This window comes from Gammaproteobacteria bacterium, from assembly GCA_019911805.1.
Taxonomy (GTDB): domain Bacteria; phylum Pseudomonadota; class Gammaproteobacteria; order Thiohalobacterales; family Thiohalobacteraceae; genus JAHJQQ01.
This window is the reverse complement of the sequence record JAIOJV010000029.1, coordinates 31064-47215: the sequence shown is the minus strand read 5'-3', so window position 1 is coordinate 47215 and position 16152 is coordinate 31064. Positions and strand designations below refer to the sequence as shown.

Sequence of the window (16152 nt, the reverse complement as noted above, 5' to 3'; positions counted from 1 at the left end):
CGCCCGCCTCGCCGTCCAGCTCAGCAGCGGCCCCGCGCCTCTGCGCGCCGACTTGGCGGGCGCGGCTGCCGCGGAATTGGCGGCCGCCTACGGCCGTGAGGTCGAGCGTGCGCGCGCCGAGTTGCAGCACCACCCCGGCGACCACGACCTGCGGCGCTGGATGCGTGCCGTCGAGGATCTGGCGGCCGAGATGACCACCCTGGCCATTCACATCACCCCGCTGACGCCCGTGGAGGTGCGTATCGGACCGGACGACGGCATCCAGCTGATCATCGAGGGCCGTTCGGTGCTGGTGAGCAGTCCGCGTCCACACGCGCAGCAGGCGCTGGAACGGCGGGTGATCGAGCGCTTCTGCCGCCTGAACCTGTGCACCGCCGATCTCCTCGACGCGGCCGTGCCGCCGGAGGCGTTGCCCGCACCCGCCGGGGTGGCACCGCTGTGGAGCTTCAGCCGGGCAGGCCCGGCGTGCTCCACCGACGACGGCCTGGAATTTCAGTTCGACAGCCAGGCCGATCTCCGTGCAAAACGCAGTGCCTGCGCCGCGGTGGTCGCGGAACTGAGGCAGCTGGCCGACGCCATCGTGCCCGCGGTTGCCGCGGGTGCACACATCGACTGGAATGCGTTGATGGTGGACACCACCCCCGATCCGGGGTGGCAGCGCCTGCGGCTGAATCGCGCGGGGAATACCCTGCAGGTACGTGCCCCGGCGTTGCTCGCCACGCCCGAACTGTTCACCGCCCTGCGACCCTGGCTGGCGGCGCGGGTACGCGCCGAGCGCTATCACGTGGTGATCCTGCATGCCGACCGGCTGATGGCTGCGCTGATCGGCCCCGGGTACTGAAAGGACTGCCTGTACCCACGGCAGCATGCACAACGGCAGGAAGACACCCGCGCCCACGCCTGACGCAAAAAAAGACCCCGCCATAAGGCGGGGTCCGGTTACTGCAACCTGACTGCGCAGGTCTCGATGCTTAGATGGCCTTGACGTTCACGGCCGACGGGCCCTTCTGGCCCTGTTCCACATCGAACTCCACCTGCTGGCCCTCGGCCAGGGACTTGAACCCGTTGGCCTGGATGGCAGAGTGATGCACGAAGACATCCTTGCTACCGTCCGCCGGGGTGATGAAGCCGAAGCCCTTGGCGTCGTTGAACCACTTTACGGTACCTGTAATCACTGGGAAACACCTCTGTAATCAGTTGAATTGCGATGACGTGCAGTTCATTTCTAGCGAGAAACACGGGAGGTCGACCAAAAACAACACTGGAGGGGCTTCCGGGACAACTACAAGAACTGTACTGCAACGAGCACTATTATACAGGAACGCAGGGGGAGCACCAGCCTAATTTATAGACCCCCCCGGATGGGCAGGGGCCGGGCGGCTCGGAACACCGGTCGCACCCGGCAAGGCAACCGCTCGACGCGGGACCCTTCGTACCGGAGAATACCGGCCCTGTGTCCCCCTTGGCAACGGCAGAATCCGTCATGAAGGCTTCATGGAAAGACAGCATCTACCTGCAGCGTGAGCAGCTCGCCGCATTGCTGCGCGAACCGCTGGAACAGCTGGCCGCCAAATGTGCCCCCGTCTGGGGCGACCGTGCAGCGCTGAACGCCGTGCTCCTGGATGGCTTCGCCAGCATCCCGCACTGCACCTACCTCTACGGCGTCGGCACGGACGGTGTGCAGATCTGCGACAACGTCGGCAAGGACGGACTGGCACCCGAACACTTCGGCCGCGACCGTTCACAGCGCCCGTATATGAAGGAGGCGGTACCGGCCTGGGGCTTCCTGCTGTCGGATGCGTATATCAGCCTGCGGAAACACCGCCCCTCCCTCACCGCCCTGCAAGTGGTGCGCCAGGACGGTCGGGCCCTGGGCTATCTGGGTGCCGACTTCGACCTGCGCAACCTGCCGGGTACCTCGGAACTCTACGACGAGCCCGGCTACTGGCGACAGATCAAGGGCGATCCGGCCATCCGCGGCACGGTGTTCCAGCAGTGCCGCACCGAAAGCCCCATGGACCGCAAGATGTACCGGGCACTGTCGATCCTGGAGGAATTGCTGACCGAACGCGGCGTGTTCCAGTGCCAGATCCATTTCTCCAGCAGCCAGGCGATCATCTGGACCGTCGACGACCCGTACCGCTACCGCATCCTCGACCACGAGGCCTTGCGGGACCCGGACATCTGCCTCGCCTTCCCCTCACGTCCCTACCCGGCAGATGCCATCATCCCGCGCGGTGACGTCAAGCGCATCCTGCAGATCATGCAGGCGCTGCGCCTGGCCGACCCGACCATCTATCTACGCACCGCCTCGATCAACTTGTTCAATGGCATGGTCAGCCTGACCTTCTCCTGCGACGGCTCGCACTACATGTCGTATGTGGAATTCCTGCTGAAGGACACCACGTTCTGGTTCTAAGGAGTGTGGGTCCGCGATCGTGCGGCGTTTGTTGCAGACCTGTAACCACTGTGGGGCGATGGAGGCATCTTCAGTAAAGACTGCGGAGGCATTTACACCTATATTGGTAGCGACTTCATAGCCCTCAGTTCCCCCGTTGAGGACGAAATAAAGGGCCGTCGTTCACGACGCCCGTGCCCCCCATGGCGGTCAGCAATGCATGCCGGACTGTCAGATATCAATCCCGCGTCCGTCGCGTTGACATCGCCGCGGGCATTGTCTAGTGTCCCTACACATAAGAAGTAAATTATAGGAGATGGAACATGCACCTGAACACTCACCGCATCCGAGCGGGCGGCCTGCTCGTGGCCCAGGCCGCCCTGATCTGGATCCTCGGCCTGCAGTCGGCCTGGGCCATGCCGGAATTCGCGCGTCGCTACGACATGAGCTGCGCCGCCTGTCATTCGGCCTTCCCGCGCCTGAACCAGTTCGGTGAGGAATTCGCCGCCAACAACATGCGCCTGCCGCACTGGAAGGACAGCACCGCCAAGACTGGCGACGACCGCCTGGCCCTGCCCGCCTATCCGCCCTTTGCCGTACGCGCGCAGGCTTATGTGCAAGCGCGCGATGGTAAATCCATCGATCCACTCAGCGGCAAGACCGACTCGGCGACCACCGACTTCCAGTCGCCCTACCTGGTGAAGATCCTGTCCAGCGCGCCGCTCAGCGACTACATCACCTATTACTTCTATGGCATCCTCGCCGAGAAGGGTACCAACGGCGAGGTGCTGGTCGAGGACGCCTGGTTCCGCCACTCGAGCATCTTCGGCACCGATATCGGCATGATGCTCGGCCAGTTCCAGCTCTCCGACCTGATGTTCCCGCGCGAGGTCCGTATGCCCTTCCAGGACTACATGGTCTACCGCATGGCCGGCATCACCTACGACCGCGGCGTGCTGTTCGACCGCGACCTCGGCCCGGTCGAACTGGCGCTCGGTCTGACCAACGGCAACGGCATCACCGACAACCTGAACATCAACAGCCCCGGCTACCGTCGTCCTGACAAGATGTTCGACAATGACAATTCCAAGACCGTATTCGGCCGTATCGGCACGGACATCGGCCCGGTCTCCACCGGCCTGTTCGGTATGACCGGCAAGCAGCACAGCATCGCCGTCGGCAATGCCGGCCTGAACAGCGGCGACCGCAACACCGACAAGCGTGCCGTGGGCCTGGACGTGTCCGGCGACTTCGGTGGCAATACCTATTGGTATGCGCAGTATCTGTGGAATTCCTGGGACGGCTTTCTCGATGCCGATGCCGGCCGTGACTACCGCTGGCACGGCGGCTTCGCCGGCGTCGACTACATCCCCAGCGAACGCTGGGCCTTCTCGCTGCTGTACAACTACGCCGACGCCGGTGATCTTGCCAATACCGACACCATCTACGAAGGCATCGACATCAACAGCCTCAGTCTGACGGCGTCGTATTACTTCATGCGCAACGTCAAGGGCATCGCGGAGCTCAACGTCGATTTTCTCGACAAGACCAACCAGACCGGTAGCTACTGGACAGGCCACCTGACCAAGGAAAACTACATCCTGTTCGGTTTCGACACCGCATTCTGACATGGCGCGTCCCGCCACCATCGCGACCCACCTGCAGGCTTGTGCCGCCGGGCTGCTCGGCGCGCTGCTCACCCTGCCCGGCGTGGCGGCCGAGCTCACCTTGCACAAGCTGCGCATCGAATCCGATCCGCCGGGCGCCGAAGTGCTGCTGATCGGCGGCAGCGTCGGCCACACCCCGCTCACCATCGATGAGCGTGCCCTCTACCCCAACGACTACCCCAAGGATCGGGCCCACCTGTACGGTACCGTCACCCTGCGCCGCGCCGGCTGCGAGACCCTGGTCCACCGCGTCACCCGGGGCGACCTCGAGCGCGGCCTGCAGGTCACGCTCGATTGCGGCACCCAACCCGCCGCACCCGTCCCGCCGGCACGCGCCGTGCCGGCGATTCAACCCGAACGCCCGCCACCGCTCACGGAACCGCCGACGCTCACGCCACGTGTTCCGGTCGCGCCTGACCAGCGGAGTGCCCCTGTCGCCAGTGAATCCATCTCCCAGCGCCGCCTGCGCCAGCTGCAGGTCCTGCAGGAGTTGCTGGACGAGGGCCTGGTCACCCCTGCCGAGGAACGGCGTATCCGCCGCCAGCTGCTGGAAACCCCGTAGGGTGCGTCGAGGCGCAGCCTGACGCACCGGGTCCGGGCGTCACGGTGCGTCGCTTGCGCCGACGCACCCTACGGCGGCCGTGGTGTTCGGTCACGCCACAGCTCACGTACAATGGCGCCATGCCTGACATCGTCCTCGCCACGCTCAATGCCAAGTTCATCCATGCCTCGCTGGGGCTGCGCTACCTGTACGCCAATCTCGGTGTGCTGCAGGCGCAGGCGACGATCATGGAATTCGTCATCGAACAGCGGCCGGCGGATATCGCCGAGAGGCTGCTCGCGCAGGCACCGCGCATCCTCGGACTGGGGGTGTACATCTGGAACGCACGCGAGATGGCCGAGCTGGTCGCGCTGCTCAAGCGCGTCGCCCCCGAACTGGTGATCGTGCTGGGCGGGCCGGAGGTGAGCCACGAACAGGCGGGACAAGCGATCGTCGAACTCGCCGACCATGTCGTCGCCGGCCAGGGGGATCTCGCCTTCCGCACGCTGTGCGAACGACTGCTCAGCGGCGAACGGCCGATAGAGAAACTCATCACACCGGCACCACCGGCACTGGCGGACATCACCCTGCCCTACGCCCACTACAGCGACGCCGACATCGCCCACCGGTTGATCTACGTCGAGGCCTCACGCGGCTGCCCGTTCAAGTGTGAGTTCTGCCTGTCGGCGCTGGACAAGACCGCCTGGCCGTTCGATCTGGATGCATTTCTCGCGGCAATGGACCGGCTGCACCGGCGCGGGGCACGGCATTTCAAGTTTGTCGACCGCACCTTCAACCTCAATGTCAGCAGCGGCCGGCGCATCCTGCAGTTCTTTCTCGACCGGCTGAGTGATGATCTGTTCCTGCACTTCGAGGTCGTTCCCGACCGGCTGCCGGATGGGTTGAAGGAGTTACTGCCGCTGTTCCCACCCGGTTCACTGCAGCTGGAGATCGGCGTACAGAGCTTCAACCTGGAGGTACAGGCGCTCATCAGTCGCCGCCAGGACAATGACCGCACTACGGAAAATCTGCGCTGGCTGCGCGAGCACTCGCATGCGCACATCCACGCCGATCTGATCGTCGGCCTGCCGGGCGAGGACCTGACGAGCTTCGGCGCGGGTTTCGACCGACTGTATGCACTGGGTCCGCATGAGATCCAGGTGGGGATCCTCAAACGCCTGCGCGGTGCGCCGATCGGCCGGCATGTGGAGACCTTCGATCTGCGCTTCATGCCGCAGCCGCCCTACACCGTGTTGTCCACCGACCGCATTCCGTTCGCCGCCATGCAGCGCATGACGCGCTTTGCCCGCTACTGGGATCTGATCGGCAATTCCGGGCGCTTTACCGCCACCCTGCCGCTGCTGCTCGACGACGCGCCCTTCGCACGCTTCCTGACATTTTCCGACTGGCTGTTCGATCGCACCGGCCAGACCCATCGCATCGCCCTGCCGCGCCTGTTCGAACTGCTTGCCGACGCACTCATCGGACCGTTTGCAATCGACGCAGATACCGTGCTGGACACGCTGGCCCGCGACTGCGCCTCACAGGGCGCCAAGGGTTGTCCGGCATTTCTGCAGGAACGGCTGCGCACGACACCGGCGACGTTGTCACCTGCAGATGGACACGTACCCGCGCGCCAGACCCGGCACCTGCGTGGGTGAGCGCCCCCCGCAGGCGGACACACCGCCCGCAGCATGCTTTTCCGGGGTGCGGTCAGGGCACGTAGCGCGCGCAGCGGTTGCGACCGCCACCCTTGGCCGCGTACAGGGCCTTGTCGGCGGCCGCGATCAGCGCCTCGGCCGTCTGTGCGTCGCGCGGATACACGGCCACACCGATGCTCACCGTGAGTGTCTGGTGGTTGTCGACACTGATCTCGAACGGAGTGTCCTGCACCTGCCCGCGCAGGCGTTCGCACATGGCCATGGCCCCGGCGGTATCGGTCTCGGGCAGCATCATGACGAACTCTTCACCACCATAGCGCGCCGCCACGTCGCTGGGGCGCAGTGAGCCGCGCAGCCGGTAGGCCAGCTCGCGCAGTACCAGATCACCCGCCGGATGGCCGAAGCGGTCGTTGATGGACTTGAAGAAATCGGCATCGATCATCAGCACCGCCAATGGATGGTCGTGACGTTCAGCGCGGGCGAGCTCCAGTTCCAGACGACGATAGAATTCACGGACATTCGGCAACAGCGCGGGCGAGCTCCAGTTCCAGACGACGATAGAATTCACGGACATTCGGCAACCCGGTCAGCTGATCCTGAATCGCCAGGCTGTGCATGACATCGCGGTCGTGCATCACGGTTTCGGCCATCTGATTGAAGGTGGTCGCCACTCTGCCTATCTCATCGTCGGCGTACACCTGAATGCGGTGGTCGAGCCGCCCCTCGGCGAACTCCTCCGCCCCGCTGCGCAAGGCCCGTAGCGGCGTGAGTATCCAGCGGCGGATGAACACCGTGCCAGCAGCGATCGCCACCATGATCAGGCCGAACATGACGGCGATCACCACACTGGTCTGCACATGCAACCGCTGGATAAGCTGCCGCTGCCGGTCGAGTTCGGCGATGGTGAGTCGGCTGATCTGACTCACGTGGTCAGCGGCCTGGGTCAGGTGCCCGTCCATGCGGATCATGAGCCCGGCCCCGACGGCATCGCCAACCGGCGCGGGGATCGCCATGATCTCCCGACTCAGTGCGGCCCCGGCTTGCCACAGGGCATAGGCCTCACCTAACAGAGCCGTCTTCGCAGCCGTTTCGAAGGGGATGGCGAACACCTTGCGGAAATGCGCCTCCAGGACCGCAGCGGTAAGCTCGAACTTCTCCCGCTCGCCGGCATCGCCGTGGACGAGGTAGTCGCTGGCGGGCATATGTGCCTGCAGCAACAGCATCTCGAGCCGCACCACTGGCAACGTTTCCCGTTCGATCACCATATAACCGTCTTCGAGCACATCAAGGGCGCGGTGCACCAACGAATAGCCGATGAAGGCGGTCAGCAGCAACACCGCCAGCAGCACGCCCATGGCGACCGTCAGGCGTTGCCACAGCGATAGCGTACCCCGACCCGCAGGTGGTAATGGATCAGACAGTTTCATGAAGGGACGATCGTCCTCGGCCGGTCAGGCGGATACAGGAGCATACGGCTCAGGGGCATACGGCTATGGACACCGTTATGCGTTAAAATGGGTCGAATATACCAAAACGACCGAATACCGATCCGAATGCGCTTGGGTTACCGGCTCAGGAAATTGATTCGTAACAAAATAAAATAATATAAAACATCTAAATACAAAGAATTCCTGCAATCATCCATTAACATCATCAGGGTGATGAAGGTATCTGGGGAGTGCGTATGACCGTGTCTATCTGTCATTCCATGCGCAGATTCGACGCCCCAGACACAAAAACCCGACAGGAAAAATTGTTGACTAATACGCTCAGGTATCTTAAAACACATACCTGACAAGATTACTCAGTTTTTAGCGAGGGGTTATCCCCCGTGGTTGCCTGGGATAACCATCCCCAGTTCAACCAGCGGGGCGGGCGCACACCATCAACACTCTGATAGCGGCCAACAATATATACCCCATATACCCCTTGGATGCTGGCATTGTGACGGCCAGCGCATCAACCTCGACCGGGAGTGACTTATGAGTGCCAACAGCCACAGCGTGACGGATCTGATCCAGCGCGACTATGCGCAGGGTTTCATCACCGACATCGCGACGGACACCTTCCCGCCCGGACTGGACGAGGACGTCATCCGCGCCCTGTCCGCCAAGAAGCAGGAGCCGGAATGGCTGCTGGAATGGCGGCTGACCGCCTTTCGCCACTGGCTGCAACAGGTTGAGCCCAACTGGGCCTCGGTACAGCACACGCCGATCGATTATCAGGCGATCTCGTATTATTCGGCGCCCAAGGTGAAACCCAAACTGGAAAGTCTCGACGAGGTCGACCCGATACTGCTGGAGACCTACGCGAAACTCGGTATTCCGCTGGACGAGCAGAAGGCCCTGGCCGGCGTGGCGGTGGACGCCGTGTTCGACAGTGTGTCGGTAGCGACCACCTTCAAGGAAAAGCTGGCCGAGGCCGGGGTGATCTTCTGCCCCATCTCCGAGGCGGTACGCGAGTATCCGGAGCTGGTGCGCCAGTACCTCGGTACCGTGGTGTCGTACCGCGACAACTATTTCGCCTCGCTCAACTCCGCGGTGTTCACCGACGGTACCTTCGTCTATATCCCCAAGGGTGTGCGTTGCCCGATGGAGCTGTCGACCTATTTCCGCATCAATGCCGCGAATACCGGCCAGTTCGAGCGCACCCTCATCATCGCCGATGAGTCCAGCCATGTCAGCTACCTCGAGGGTTGCACCGCGCCCACGCGCGACGAGAACCAGCTGCACGCCGCCGTCGTCGAGTTGATCGCGCTGGACGACGCGCGCATCAAGTACTCCACGGTACAGAACTGGTATCCGGGCGATGAGGAAGGCCGTGGCGGGATCTACAACTTCGTCACCAAGCGCGGCGACTGCCGCGGTGCACGCTCGCACATCTCCTGGACACAGGTCGAGACCGGCTCGGCCATCACCTGGAAATACCCGAGCTGTATCCTGCGCGGTGACGATTCCGTGGGGGAATTCTATTCGGTCGCCGTGACCAAGGGTCGGCAGCAGGCGGACACCGGTACCAAGATGATCCACATCGGTCGCAACACCAGCTCGACCATCGTCTCCAAGGGCATCTCCGCCGGCCGCAGCAGCAACGCCTACCGCGGCCTGGTGCGCATGAGCCAGAAGGCCGAGGGCGCCCGCAACCACACCCAGTGCGATTCGCTATTGCTGGGTGACCGCTGCGCGGCCCACACCTTTCCCTACATCGAGGTGCGCAACCCGACGGCGAAGGTCGAGCACGAGGCGACCACCTCGAAGATCGGCGATGACCAGCTGTTTTACTGCCGCAGCCGTGGACTGTCGGAGGAAGATGCCGTATCCATGATCGTCAACGGCTTCTGCAAGGAGGTATTCAAGGAACTGCCCATGGAGTTCGCCGCCGAGGCGACCAAACTTCTGAGCGTGAGCCTTGAAGGTGCGGTGGGCTGACGCTATCGACGCGGGCAATGACGAGGACTCAGGTCGTGGTGGCATGAGTCCTCATCGGGACCAGGACTGACTGAACATTTACCCCTCTCCTGGCGGACGAGGGCTGGCCGGGGAAATCCCCCGCCTGAACAAAACGGAGGCAACGACATGTTGAAAGTGACGGATCTGCAGGTGACGATTGACGACGAGCCGATCCTCAGGGGTCTGAATCTCACCGTACGGCCTGGCGAGGTGCACGCCATCATGGGTCCGAACGGCTCGGGCAAGAGCAGTCTGGCGCATGTGCTGGCGGGCCGCGAGGGTTATCACGTCACCGGCGGCGAAGTGCTTTTCGAGGGCGAAGATCTGCTGGCGTTCGAGGTGGAAGAACGGGCGCGCAAGGGTGTGTTTCTCGCCCTGCAGTACCCGGTGGAATTGCCGGGCGTCGCCAACATGGTATTCCTGCGCGAATCACTCAACGCCGTGCGCAGCGCCCGCGGTGAACCCAAGCTGGACGCCGCCCAGTTCATGAAGCTGGTGCGCGAGAAGGCCGCGCTGGTGAAACTCGATCCCGACCTGCTGAAACGACCGGTCAACGTCGGCTTCTCCGGTGGCGAGAAGAAGCGCAACGAGATCCTGCAGCTGGCGCTGCTGGAGCCCAAGCTTGCCATCCTCGACGAGACCGACTCCGGTCTGGACATCGACGCCCTGCGCATCGTCGCGGACGGCGTGAACGCACTGCGTTCGCCCGACCGTGCCCTGATCCTGGTCACCCATTACCAGCGCCTGCTCGACTACATCGAGCCGGATCATGTGCATGTACTGGCCGGCGGGCGCGTCGTGCGCTCCGGAGACAAGACGCTGGCCCTGGAACTGGAGAGCAAGGGGTACGGCTGGATCACCGAGGGGGCCGCTGCATGAATGCGATTCCCGAACCCGTCGAACGCTACCGTGAGCTGCTCGACAACGCCGCACCCCGGTTGCCGGCCCGCCGGACAGACTGGCTGGCAGCACAACGCGCGCTGGCGACCAAACACTTCATCGCCCAGGGCTTTCCCACGCGCAAGGACGAGGCCTGGCGCTACACCAGTCTGGACCGCGTGCTCGAACAGCAGTGGGAGATCCCGGAGGCGCCCTTTGAGGCACTGACGGATCTGGACATCGAGGAGTTCCGACTGGTCGAGGATGCCGCCGCCCTGGTGGTATTCGCCAACGGCCGCTGGGTACCTGAACTCTCCGACACACGCGCGCTGGCCTCCAACCTGCGGGTCGGCAGCCTGCGCGCGGCGCTGGAGGACGAACCCGATCGGCTGGCGCAGTACCTCGGCCAGGCCGCGTCGCCGGCGGCATCGAGCTTCGCGGCACTGAACACCGCGCTGATCGACGATGGTCTGTTCGTGCAGATCCCCGCCGACGTGAAACTCTCCAGGCCGATCGAGGTGCTGCACCTGGCCATCGGTCAGGACCAGCCGCCGCTGCTGCAACCACGCAACCTGATCGTCCTCGGGGACGGCGCCGAGGCGATCGTCATCGAACACTACGCGTGCCTGGGCGACGCCGCCTACTTCAACAACGGTCTCACCGAGGTACTGCTGGGCGAGCACGCGCAACTGGAACACGAGCGATTGCAGGATGAGAGCCCCGCAGCGCGGCACATCGGCCAGGTATTCGTGCGTCAGGGCAGCCACAGCCTCTATCAGGGTATCGGCATCAGCCTCGGCGGGCTGTGGTCGCGGGTCGAATATCACAATACCCTGCGCCAGGAACACGCACGCTTCGAGCTGGACGGTCTGTACGTGGCCGGCGACGGTCAGCTCACCGATTTTCACCTGGAAATCGAACATGCGGTACCGCACTGCAGCAGCCGTGAGCGCTTCAAGGGCATTCTGCTGGGCCGTGGCCGCGCCGTGTTCGACGGCCTTATCCGCGTCGCGGTGGACGCGCAGAAGACCGACGCGCATCTGGCCAACGACAACCTGCTGCTGTCGCGCGACGCCGAGGTCGACACCAAACCCCAGCTGGAGATCTACGCCGATGACGTGAAGTGCAGCCACGGCACCACCATCGGCCAGCTGGAACCGGCGCAGGTGTTCTATCTGCGCTCACGCGGCATCGGCGCCGAGGATGCACGCCGCATGCTGTGCCTGGGATTTGCGACCGAGGTCCTGGCAGGCTGCTCCGTGGAAGGTTTCCGCACGCGGGTGGAGCGGCGTATGCAGCAGCTCCTGTCGAACGAGGCGAAGAAGCACGCAACCGGAGGTGAAACCCATGTTTGAACGCGCAGTACGCACCGCCGATTTGGAAAGCAAGATGGACAACCCCAAGGGTGAAGCGATCACCGGCGACACCCTGCAGGAACAGATTATCAGCGCCTTGCGCACGGTCTATGACCCGGAAATCCCGGTGAACATCTTCGAACTGGGGTTGATCTACGTTATCAAGATCGTCAACAGCAAGGATATCCACATCGAGATGACCCTGACCGCACCGGCCTGTCCGGTCGCCGGCAGTATGCCGGGCGCGGTGGAGCGTGCGGTGAAACGCGTACCGGGCGTCGAAAAAGTCGACGTGGAGCTGGTCTGGGAGCCGGCCTGGGGCCCCGAGCGCATGAGCGACGAGGCACGCCTTGAATTGGGGATGTTCTGACCGTATTGTCTCAATGACAAGCAACACAGAGAGGACGACGTTTAGATGGGGATCCAACTGACAGAAGCGGCGGCGCAGCGCGTACGCACCATGCTCGGCAAGCGCGGCCATGGACTGGGGCTGCGGCTCGGCACCCGCAAGAGCGGTTGCAGCGGCTTCGCCTACGTGGTCGACTACGCCGACGAGATCGGGGCCGATGACCGCGTGTTCGAGAGCCATGGTGTGACCGTCGTGGTCGACACGGGCAGCCTGCAGCAGCTCGAGGACATGGAGATCGACTATGTACGCAACAATGCCCTCAACGAAGGTTTCGAGTTCCGCAACCCGAACGTCAAGGACACCTGCGGCTGCGGCGAATCCTTCAGCGTCTGAGGCGATGCCGGGAGGCGCACACATGACCGATCTCGCCGACATCGTCGAGACCTTCGAACTGCTCGGCGATTGGGACCAGCGTTATGCCTATCTGATCGAACTGGGCGAGCAGCTGCCACCCATGCCGGCAGCGCTCAAATCGGAGGAAAACCACGTCAAGCCCTGCATGAGTACGGTGCACGTCTGTGCCTACCGCGACCCCGAGCACCCACAGTACATCCGTTATCGTGGTGACTGCGATACACCGATCATCAAGGGCGTGCTGGCGTTGCTGATCGATCTGTACTCCGGACGCGACATCGAGGCCATCCAGGCCATCGACATGGACGAGATCTTCGAACAGCTGCAGCTCGGCGAACACCTGTCGCCGAACCGCCACGTCGGCATCTATGCGATCGTCGACCTGATGAAATCGCAGGCCGAGCGCCTTGGTGTGGAGGCGACGGCCTGAGCGACAGGCACAGATAAATCTGAAAACCGTATTGCCACGGAGGTACACGGAAAAACACGGACGAGATCATATGCTTCACACGGCATCTCACGTCACCTGCCAAGCGCTGCGGCAGAGCTTCTGCGACACGGTTTCATTTCAGTGTCTTCCGTGTGCTTCCGTGGCAAATACGGTTTTTGGGTTTATGGAACAGCAGTGAAGCGCCACGAAACCCACGAACATAATTGCGGCCCGTCGGCTTTCGCGGTCGTTGTGGCGGATCTTCCATACGGCGGAGGTCTTGGTGGTGTGCGCTTCCGCCGGTTTCCATCCGAGGAGGGACACCTATGGAAACGCAAACCTCGTCACGCACCCTGGCCTATGCCGTCATCGTACTGGGTGCCGTGCTCACCTTCGCCGCCGCAGTCGTACCGTACTACGGCACGGGCTACCAGCTCCGCTTCGGTGTGGTACTGGCCGGCCTGACCCCCTACTTCATCTACGCCCTGGCGGTACCGCTGCTGCGCGGTGCGTTGACTACCACGGTCGGGCTGGTCCTGGTCGTCCTGCATGCCGCACTGGTGATCCGTGAGCGCTTTCTCCTGGGTGCGGACTACGGTGATGGCCTGATCTACATCGGACCGCTGCTGCTGGCCGTCGTGTTGCTGCCCCTGCTCTGGCGCGCCCTGCGTGAACCCTGGGGCGGGGAACTGCCCGCGGAGCGACGACCTCACTGAGGCGCGGGCGGCGGCGATTTTTCGCGCAGCAGCTTGCCGAGTATATCCAGCGGCAGTGGAAACACGATGACGTTGGAACGCTCGCCGGCGATGTCGGTGAGCGTCTGCAGATAGCGCAGCTGCAGGGCCTGGGACTGTTCGGCGAGAATACGGGCGGCATCGCGCAGTTTCTCCGCGGCCTGCAGCTCGCCCTCGGCGTGGATCACCTTGGCGCGACGCGCGCGCTCGGCCTCGGCCTGCTGGGCGATGGCGCGGACCATGTTTTCATTCAAATCAACATGCTTGATCTCGACATTGCCGACCTTGATGCCCCAGGCATCGGTCTGTGCATCGAGGATTTTCTGGATATCGGCGTTCAGACGGTCGCGTCCGGCGAGCATCTCGTCCAGCTCATGCTGGCCGAGCACCGAGCGCAGCGTGGTCTGGGCGAGCTGGCTGGTGGCCTCGAGAAAATCCTCCACCTGGATGATGGCCTTGTCCGGCTCGATGACGCGGAAATACACCACCGCATTGACCTTCACCGAGACGTTGTCGCGGGAGATGACGTCCTGCGTGGGCACGTCCATGACGATGGTGCGCAGATCGACCCGCACCATCTGCTGGATGACCGGGATGATGAGGATGAAGCCCGGCCCCTTGACCCGCCAGAAGCGCCCGAGCAGGAACACGACGCCCCGCTCGTATTCGCGCAGGATGTTGATCGCGCTGGCCAGAAAGAGCACGGCGAGGGCGATCAGGGCATAGAGTACATAGGCGGTCATGGTGGATTCTCCTGTGTGGCCATCACGGCCGGTTCGACGGACAGGGTCAGGCCCTGCACGTCCGTTACACGGACGCGCTGCCCGCGGCGCACGGGCCGTGTGGTGCGCGCCTGCCAGATCTCACTGTGGATGCGCACGCTGCCCTCGCCGTTGAAATCGGTGAGTGCGACACCTTCCATACCGAACAGCTGGTCACGGCCGCTCACCACCGGCCGGCGCCGGGCACGCAGCGCCATGCCGATCACGAAGATGAACACCAGCGCGTTCACCGCAGCAAAACCGAGAATCACGGCGATGTCGATGCCAAAGCCCGGCGCCTGCGTGTCCATGAGGATGATCGAACCGAGCACGAAGGCGAGCACGCCGCCGATGCCGAGGATACCGAAGCTGGGCTGGAAGGCTTCGGCCACCATCAGCGCGACACCGAGCAGGATCAGAGCCATACCGGCATAGTTGATGGGCAGCAGCTGGAAGGCATACAGCGCCATCAGCAGCGCAATCGCACCGACCGTGCCGGGGACGACGGCACCGGGGTTGATGAACTCGAAGATCAACCCATAGATCCCGATCAGCATCAGGATATAGGCAACGTTCGGGTTGGTGATCACCGCCAGCAGCCGGTTGCGCCAGTCGGGTACGAGCGCGCGCAGCGGCAGGCCTTGTGTGTGCAGGGTACGCACCGCGCCGAGCACGCGCACCTCGCGGCCGTCGAGCTGACGGAACAGATCGGCGCTATCGGTCGCGAGGATGTCGATGACGTTCAGCTTCAGGGCCTCCTTGGCCGGGAGGCTGGCGGCCTCACGCACCGCCTGCTCCGCCCAGTCGGCATTGCGCCCATGCAGTCCCGCGAGCCCGCGGATGTAGGCGACGGCATCGTTGACCAGCTTGTGCGTCATCGCATCGCCCGGGGGCGCCGTTGCGGACCCGGCGGACCGCTCGGCATCGGGGCCGTCCTGCGACGGTACGTGGTCCTTGTCGCCGCTTTCCGGCAGGAAGGGCGAGCCGCCGATCTGAACCGGTGTCGCGGCACCGAGGTTGGTGCCCGGCGCCATGGCGGCGATGTGGCTCGCGTACAGGATATAGGTGCCGGCGCTGGCAGCGCGCGCACCGCTGGGTGCGACATAGGTGGCCACCGGCACGGGCGAACGGGTGATGTGCTTGATGATGTTGCGCATGGCGCTGTCGAGCCCGCCGGGTGTGTCCATGCGGATCAGGATCAGCGCCGTGGGTTCGCGGTCCGCCGTGGCGAAGGCGCGTTCGATATAGTCCTCGGTGGCCGGACCGATGGCACCGTTGATATCGAGTGCAAGGATCTGCCTATCCGATCCCGCTGCCACACGCGCCGGCCCACCGCCCGGTGCCGACAAGGCAATCAACAGCAGCAGAGTCCATACAGTTTTCAATGCCATCGCCACACCCCTTGTGACTAGCATAGGCGCTCACCGCGCGATCTGCTCGCCGTGCACCGCCGGCCAAATTTGTTACACTCGCCCCTTTGCGATCCCACGCGGCTTCGAATCATGCTGCCCACC

Annotated in this window: 17 protein-coding genes; 12 read left to right on the top strand and 5 right to left on the bottom strand. The window is 63.6% G+C overall.

All coding sequences use genetic code 11. From position 1 onward, the window contains the following. A partial coding sequence (locus K8I04_02375; GenBank protein ID MBZ0070566.1) for a hypothetical protein occupies positions 1–841 on the top strand: 841 nt, incomplete at its 5' end. A gap of 130 nt (positions 842–971) precedes the next feature. Here the strand turns inward: K8I04_02375 and K8I04_02370 are convergent. Then, a complete protein-coding gene (locus K8I04_02370) occupies positions 972–1175 on the bottom strand; it encodes a cold-shock protein (GenBank protein ID MBZ0070565.1) in 204 nt (67 codons plus the stop codon). Between the two features lie 308 nt (positions 1176–1483). Between K8I04_02370 and K8I04_02365 the strand changes: the two genes are divergently transcribed. The 4 genes from K8I04_02365 to K8I04_02350 all read left to right on the top strand — a co-directional run bounded on the left by K8I04_02365 (position 1484) and on the right by K8I04_02350 (position 6267). Beyond that, positions 1484–2419 (top strand): PDC sensor domain-containing protein, encoded by a 936-nt coding sequence (locus K8I04_02365; GenBank protein MBZ0070564.1) that lies wholly within the window; start codon positions 1484–1486, stop codon positions 2417–2419. Between the two features lie 302 nt (positions 2420–2721). Continuing rightward, positions 2722–4026, top strand: a complete 1305-nt coding sequence (locus tag K8I04_02360; GenBank protein MBZ0070563.1) for a hypothetical protein — start codon at positions 2722–2724, stop codon at positions 4024–4026. A 64-nt stretch (positions 4027–4090) separates the two neighbouring features. Further along, positions 4091–4627 (top strand): PEGA domain-containing protein, encoded by a 537-nt coding sequence (locus K8I04_02355; protein ID MBZ0070562.1) that lies wholly within the window; start codon positions 4091–4093, stop codon positions 4625–4627. A gap of 119 nt (positions 4628–4746) precedes the next feature. Further along, positions 4747–6267: a DUF4080 domain-containing protein gene (locus tag K8I04_02350; GenBank protein MBZ0070561.1), complete on the top strand. Its 1521-nt coding sequence runs from the start codon at positions 4747–4749 to the stop codon at positions 6265–6267. Positions 6268–6319: 52 nt separating this feature from the next. Here K8I04_02350 and K8I04_02345 read toward each other — a convergent pair whose 3' ends face one another. Together K8I04_02345 and K8I04_02340 are read right to left on the bottom strand one after the other, a co-directional pair. Next, entirely contained in the window at positions 6320–6841 is a 522-nt protein-coding gene (locus K8I04_02345) for a GGDEF domain-containing protein (GenBank protein ID MBZ0070560.1), read from the bottom strand. After that, positions 6777–7694, bottom strand: a complete 918-nt coding sequence (locus K8I04_02340) for a HAMP domain-containing protein (protein ID MBZ0070559.1) — start codon at positions 7692–7694, stop codon at positions 6777–6779. Before K8I04_02340 ends, K8I04_02345 begins: the two co-directional genes overlap by 65 nt. Positions 7695–8249: 555 nt before the next feature. Here K8I04_02340 and sufB point away from each other — a divergent pair. The 7 genes from sufB (at position 8250) to K8I04_02305 (ending at position 13859) form a co-directional block, all read left to right on the top strand. Beyond that, on the top strand, positions 8250–9695 hold the full coding sequence (gene sufB, locus K8I04_02335; protein ID MBZ0070558.1) for a Fe-S cluster assembly protein SufB: 1446 nt from the start codon (positions 8250–8252) through the stop codon (positions 9693–9695). Positions 9696–9842: 147 nt separating this feature from the next. Next, a complete protein-coding gene (gene sufC, locus K8I04_02330; protein ID MBZ0070557.1) occupies positions 9843–10595 on the top strand; it encodes a Fe-S cluster assembly ATPase SufC in 753 nt (250 codons plus the stop codon). Further along, complete coding sequence (gene sufD / locus K8I04_02325) at positions 10592–11950, top strand: Fe-S cluster assembly protein SufD (protein ID MBZ0070556.1); 1359 nt, start codon at positions 10592–10594, stop codon at positions 11948–11950. Before sufC ends, sufD begins: the two co-directional genes overlap by 4 nt. Before the next feature lie 34 nt (positions 11951–11984). Then, positions 11985–12320, top strand: coding sequence for an SUF system Fe-S cluster assembly protein (locus tag K8I04_02320; GenBank protein MBZ0070555.1), 336 nt, complete (start codon positions 11985–11987; stop codon positions 12318–12320). A 45-nt stretch (positions 12321–12365) separates the two neighbouring features. Then, positions 12366–12692, top strand: a complete 327-nt coding sequence (locus K8I04_02315) for an iron-sulfur cluster assembly accessory protein (protein MBZ0070554.1) — start codon at positions 12366–12368, stop codon at positions 12690–12692. Positions 12693–12714: 22 nt separating this feature from the next. Beyond that, positions 12715–13143, top strand: a complete 429-nt coding sequence (locus K8I04_02310) for a SufE family protein (protein ID MBZ0070553.1) — start codon at positions 12715–12717, stop codon at positions 13141–13143. A gap of 326 nt (positions 13144–13469) precedes the next feature. Then, positions 13470–13859: a hypothetical protein gene (locus K8I04_02305; protein ID MBZ0070552.1), complete on the top strand. Its 390-nt coding sequence runs from the start codon at positions 13470–13472 to the stop codon at positions 13857–13859. On the opposite strand, the gene K8I04_02300 is transcribed toward K8I04_02305, so the two are convergent. Together K8I04_02300 and K8I04_02295 are read right to left on the bottom strand one after the other, a co-directional pair. Further along, positions 13853–14620 carry a slipin family protein gene (locus K8I04_02300; protein MBZ0070551.1) on the bottom strand — a complete coding sequence of 256 codons (768 nt, stop codon included), beginning with the start codon at positions 14618–14620 and terminating at the stop codon, positions 13853–13855. The two genes, K8I04_02305 and K8I04_02300, sit on opposite strands and share 7 nt — an antisense overlap. Next, positions 14617–16029 (bottom strand): nodulation protein NfeD, encoded by a 1413-nt coding sequence (locus tag K8I04_02295; protein MBZ0070550.1) that lies wholly within the window; start codon positions 16027–16029, stop codon positions 14617–14619. The genes K8I04_02300 and K8I04_02295 overlap by 4 nt, the downstream gene beginning before the upstream one ends. Positions 16030–16152 lie beyond the last annotated feature (123 nt).

Coding starts and splice junctions, on each gene's coding strand:
- K8I04_02365 (MBZ0070564.1), top strand. CDS start 1,484: ATGAAGGCTTCATGGAAAGACAGCATCTACCTGCAGCGTGAGCAGCTC.
- K8I04_02360 (MBZ0070563.1), top strand. CDS start 2,722: ATGCACCTGAACACTCACCGCATCCGAGCGGGCGGCCTGCTCGTGGCC.
- K8I04_02350 (MBZ0070561.1), top strand. CDS start 4,747: ATGCCTGACATCGTCCTCGCCACGCTCAATGCCAAGTTCATCCATGCC.
- K8I04_02345 (MBZ0070560.1), bottom strand. CDS start 6,841: ATGTCCGTGAATTCTATCGTCGTCTGGAACTGGAGCTCGCCCGCGCTG.
- K8I04_02340 (MBZ0070559.1), bottom strand. CDS start 7,694: ATGAAACTGTCTGATCCATTACCACCTGCGGGTCGGGGTACGCTATCG.
- sufB (MBZ0070558.1), top strand. CDS start 8,250: ATGAGTGCCAACAGCCACAGCGTGACGGATCTGATCCAGCGCGACTAT.
- sufC (MBZ0070557.1), top strand. CDS start 9,843: ATGTTGAAAGTGACGGATCTGCAGGTGACGATTGACGACGAGCCGATC.
- sufD (MBZ0070556.1), top strand. CDS start 10,592: ATGAATGCGATTCCCGAACCCGTCGAACGCTACCGTGAGCTGCTCGAC.
- K8I04_02320 (MBZ0070555.1), top strand. CDS start 11,985: ATGGACAACCCCAAGGGTGAAGCGATCACCGGCGACACCCTGCAGGAA.
- K8I04_02315 (MBZ0070554.1), top strand. CDS start 12,366: ATGGGGATCCAACTGACAGAAGCGGCGGCGCAGCGCGTACGCACCATG.
- K8I04_02310 (MBZ0070553.1), top strand. CDS start 12,715: ATGACCGATCTCGCCGACATCGTCGAGACCTTCGAACTGCTCGGCGAT.
- K8I04_02305 (MBZ0070552.1), top strand. CDS start 13,470: ATGGAAACGCAAACCTCGTCACGCACCCTGGCCTATGCCGTCATCGTA.
- K8I04_02300 (MBZ0070551.1), bottom strand. CDS start 14,620: ATGACCGCCTATGTACTCTATGCCCTGATCGCCCTCGCCGTGCTCTTT.
- K8I04_02295 (MBZ0070550.1), bottom strand. CDS start 16,029: ATGGCATTGAAAACTGTATGGACTCTGCTGCTGTTGATTGCCTTGTCG.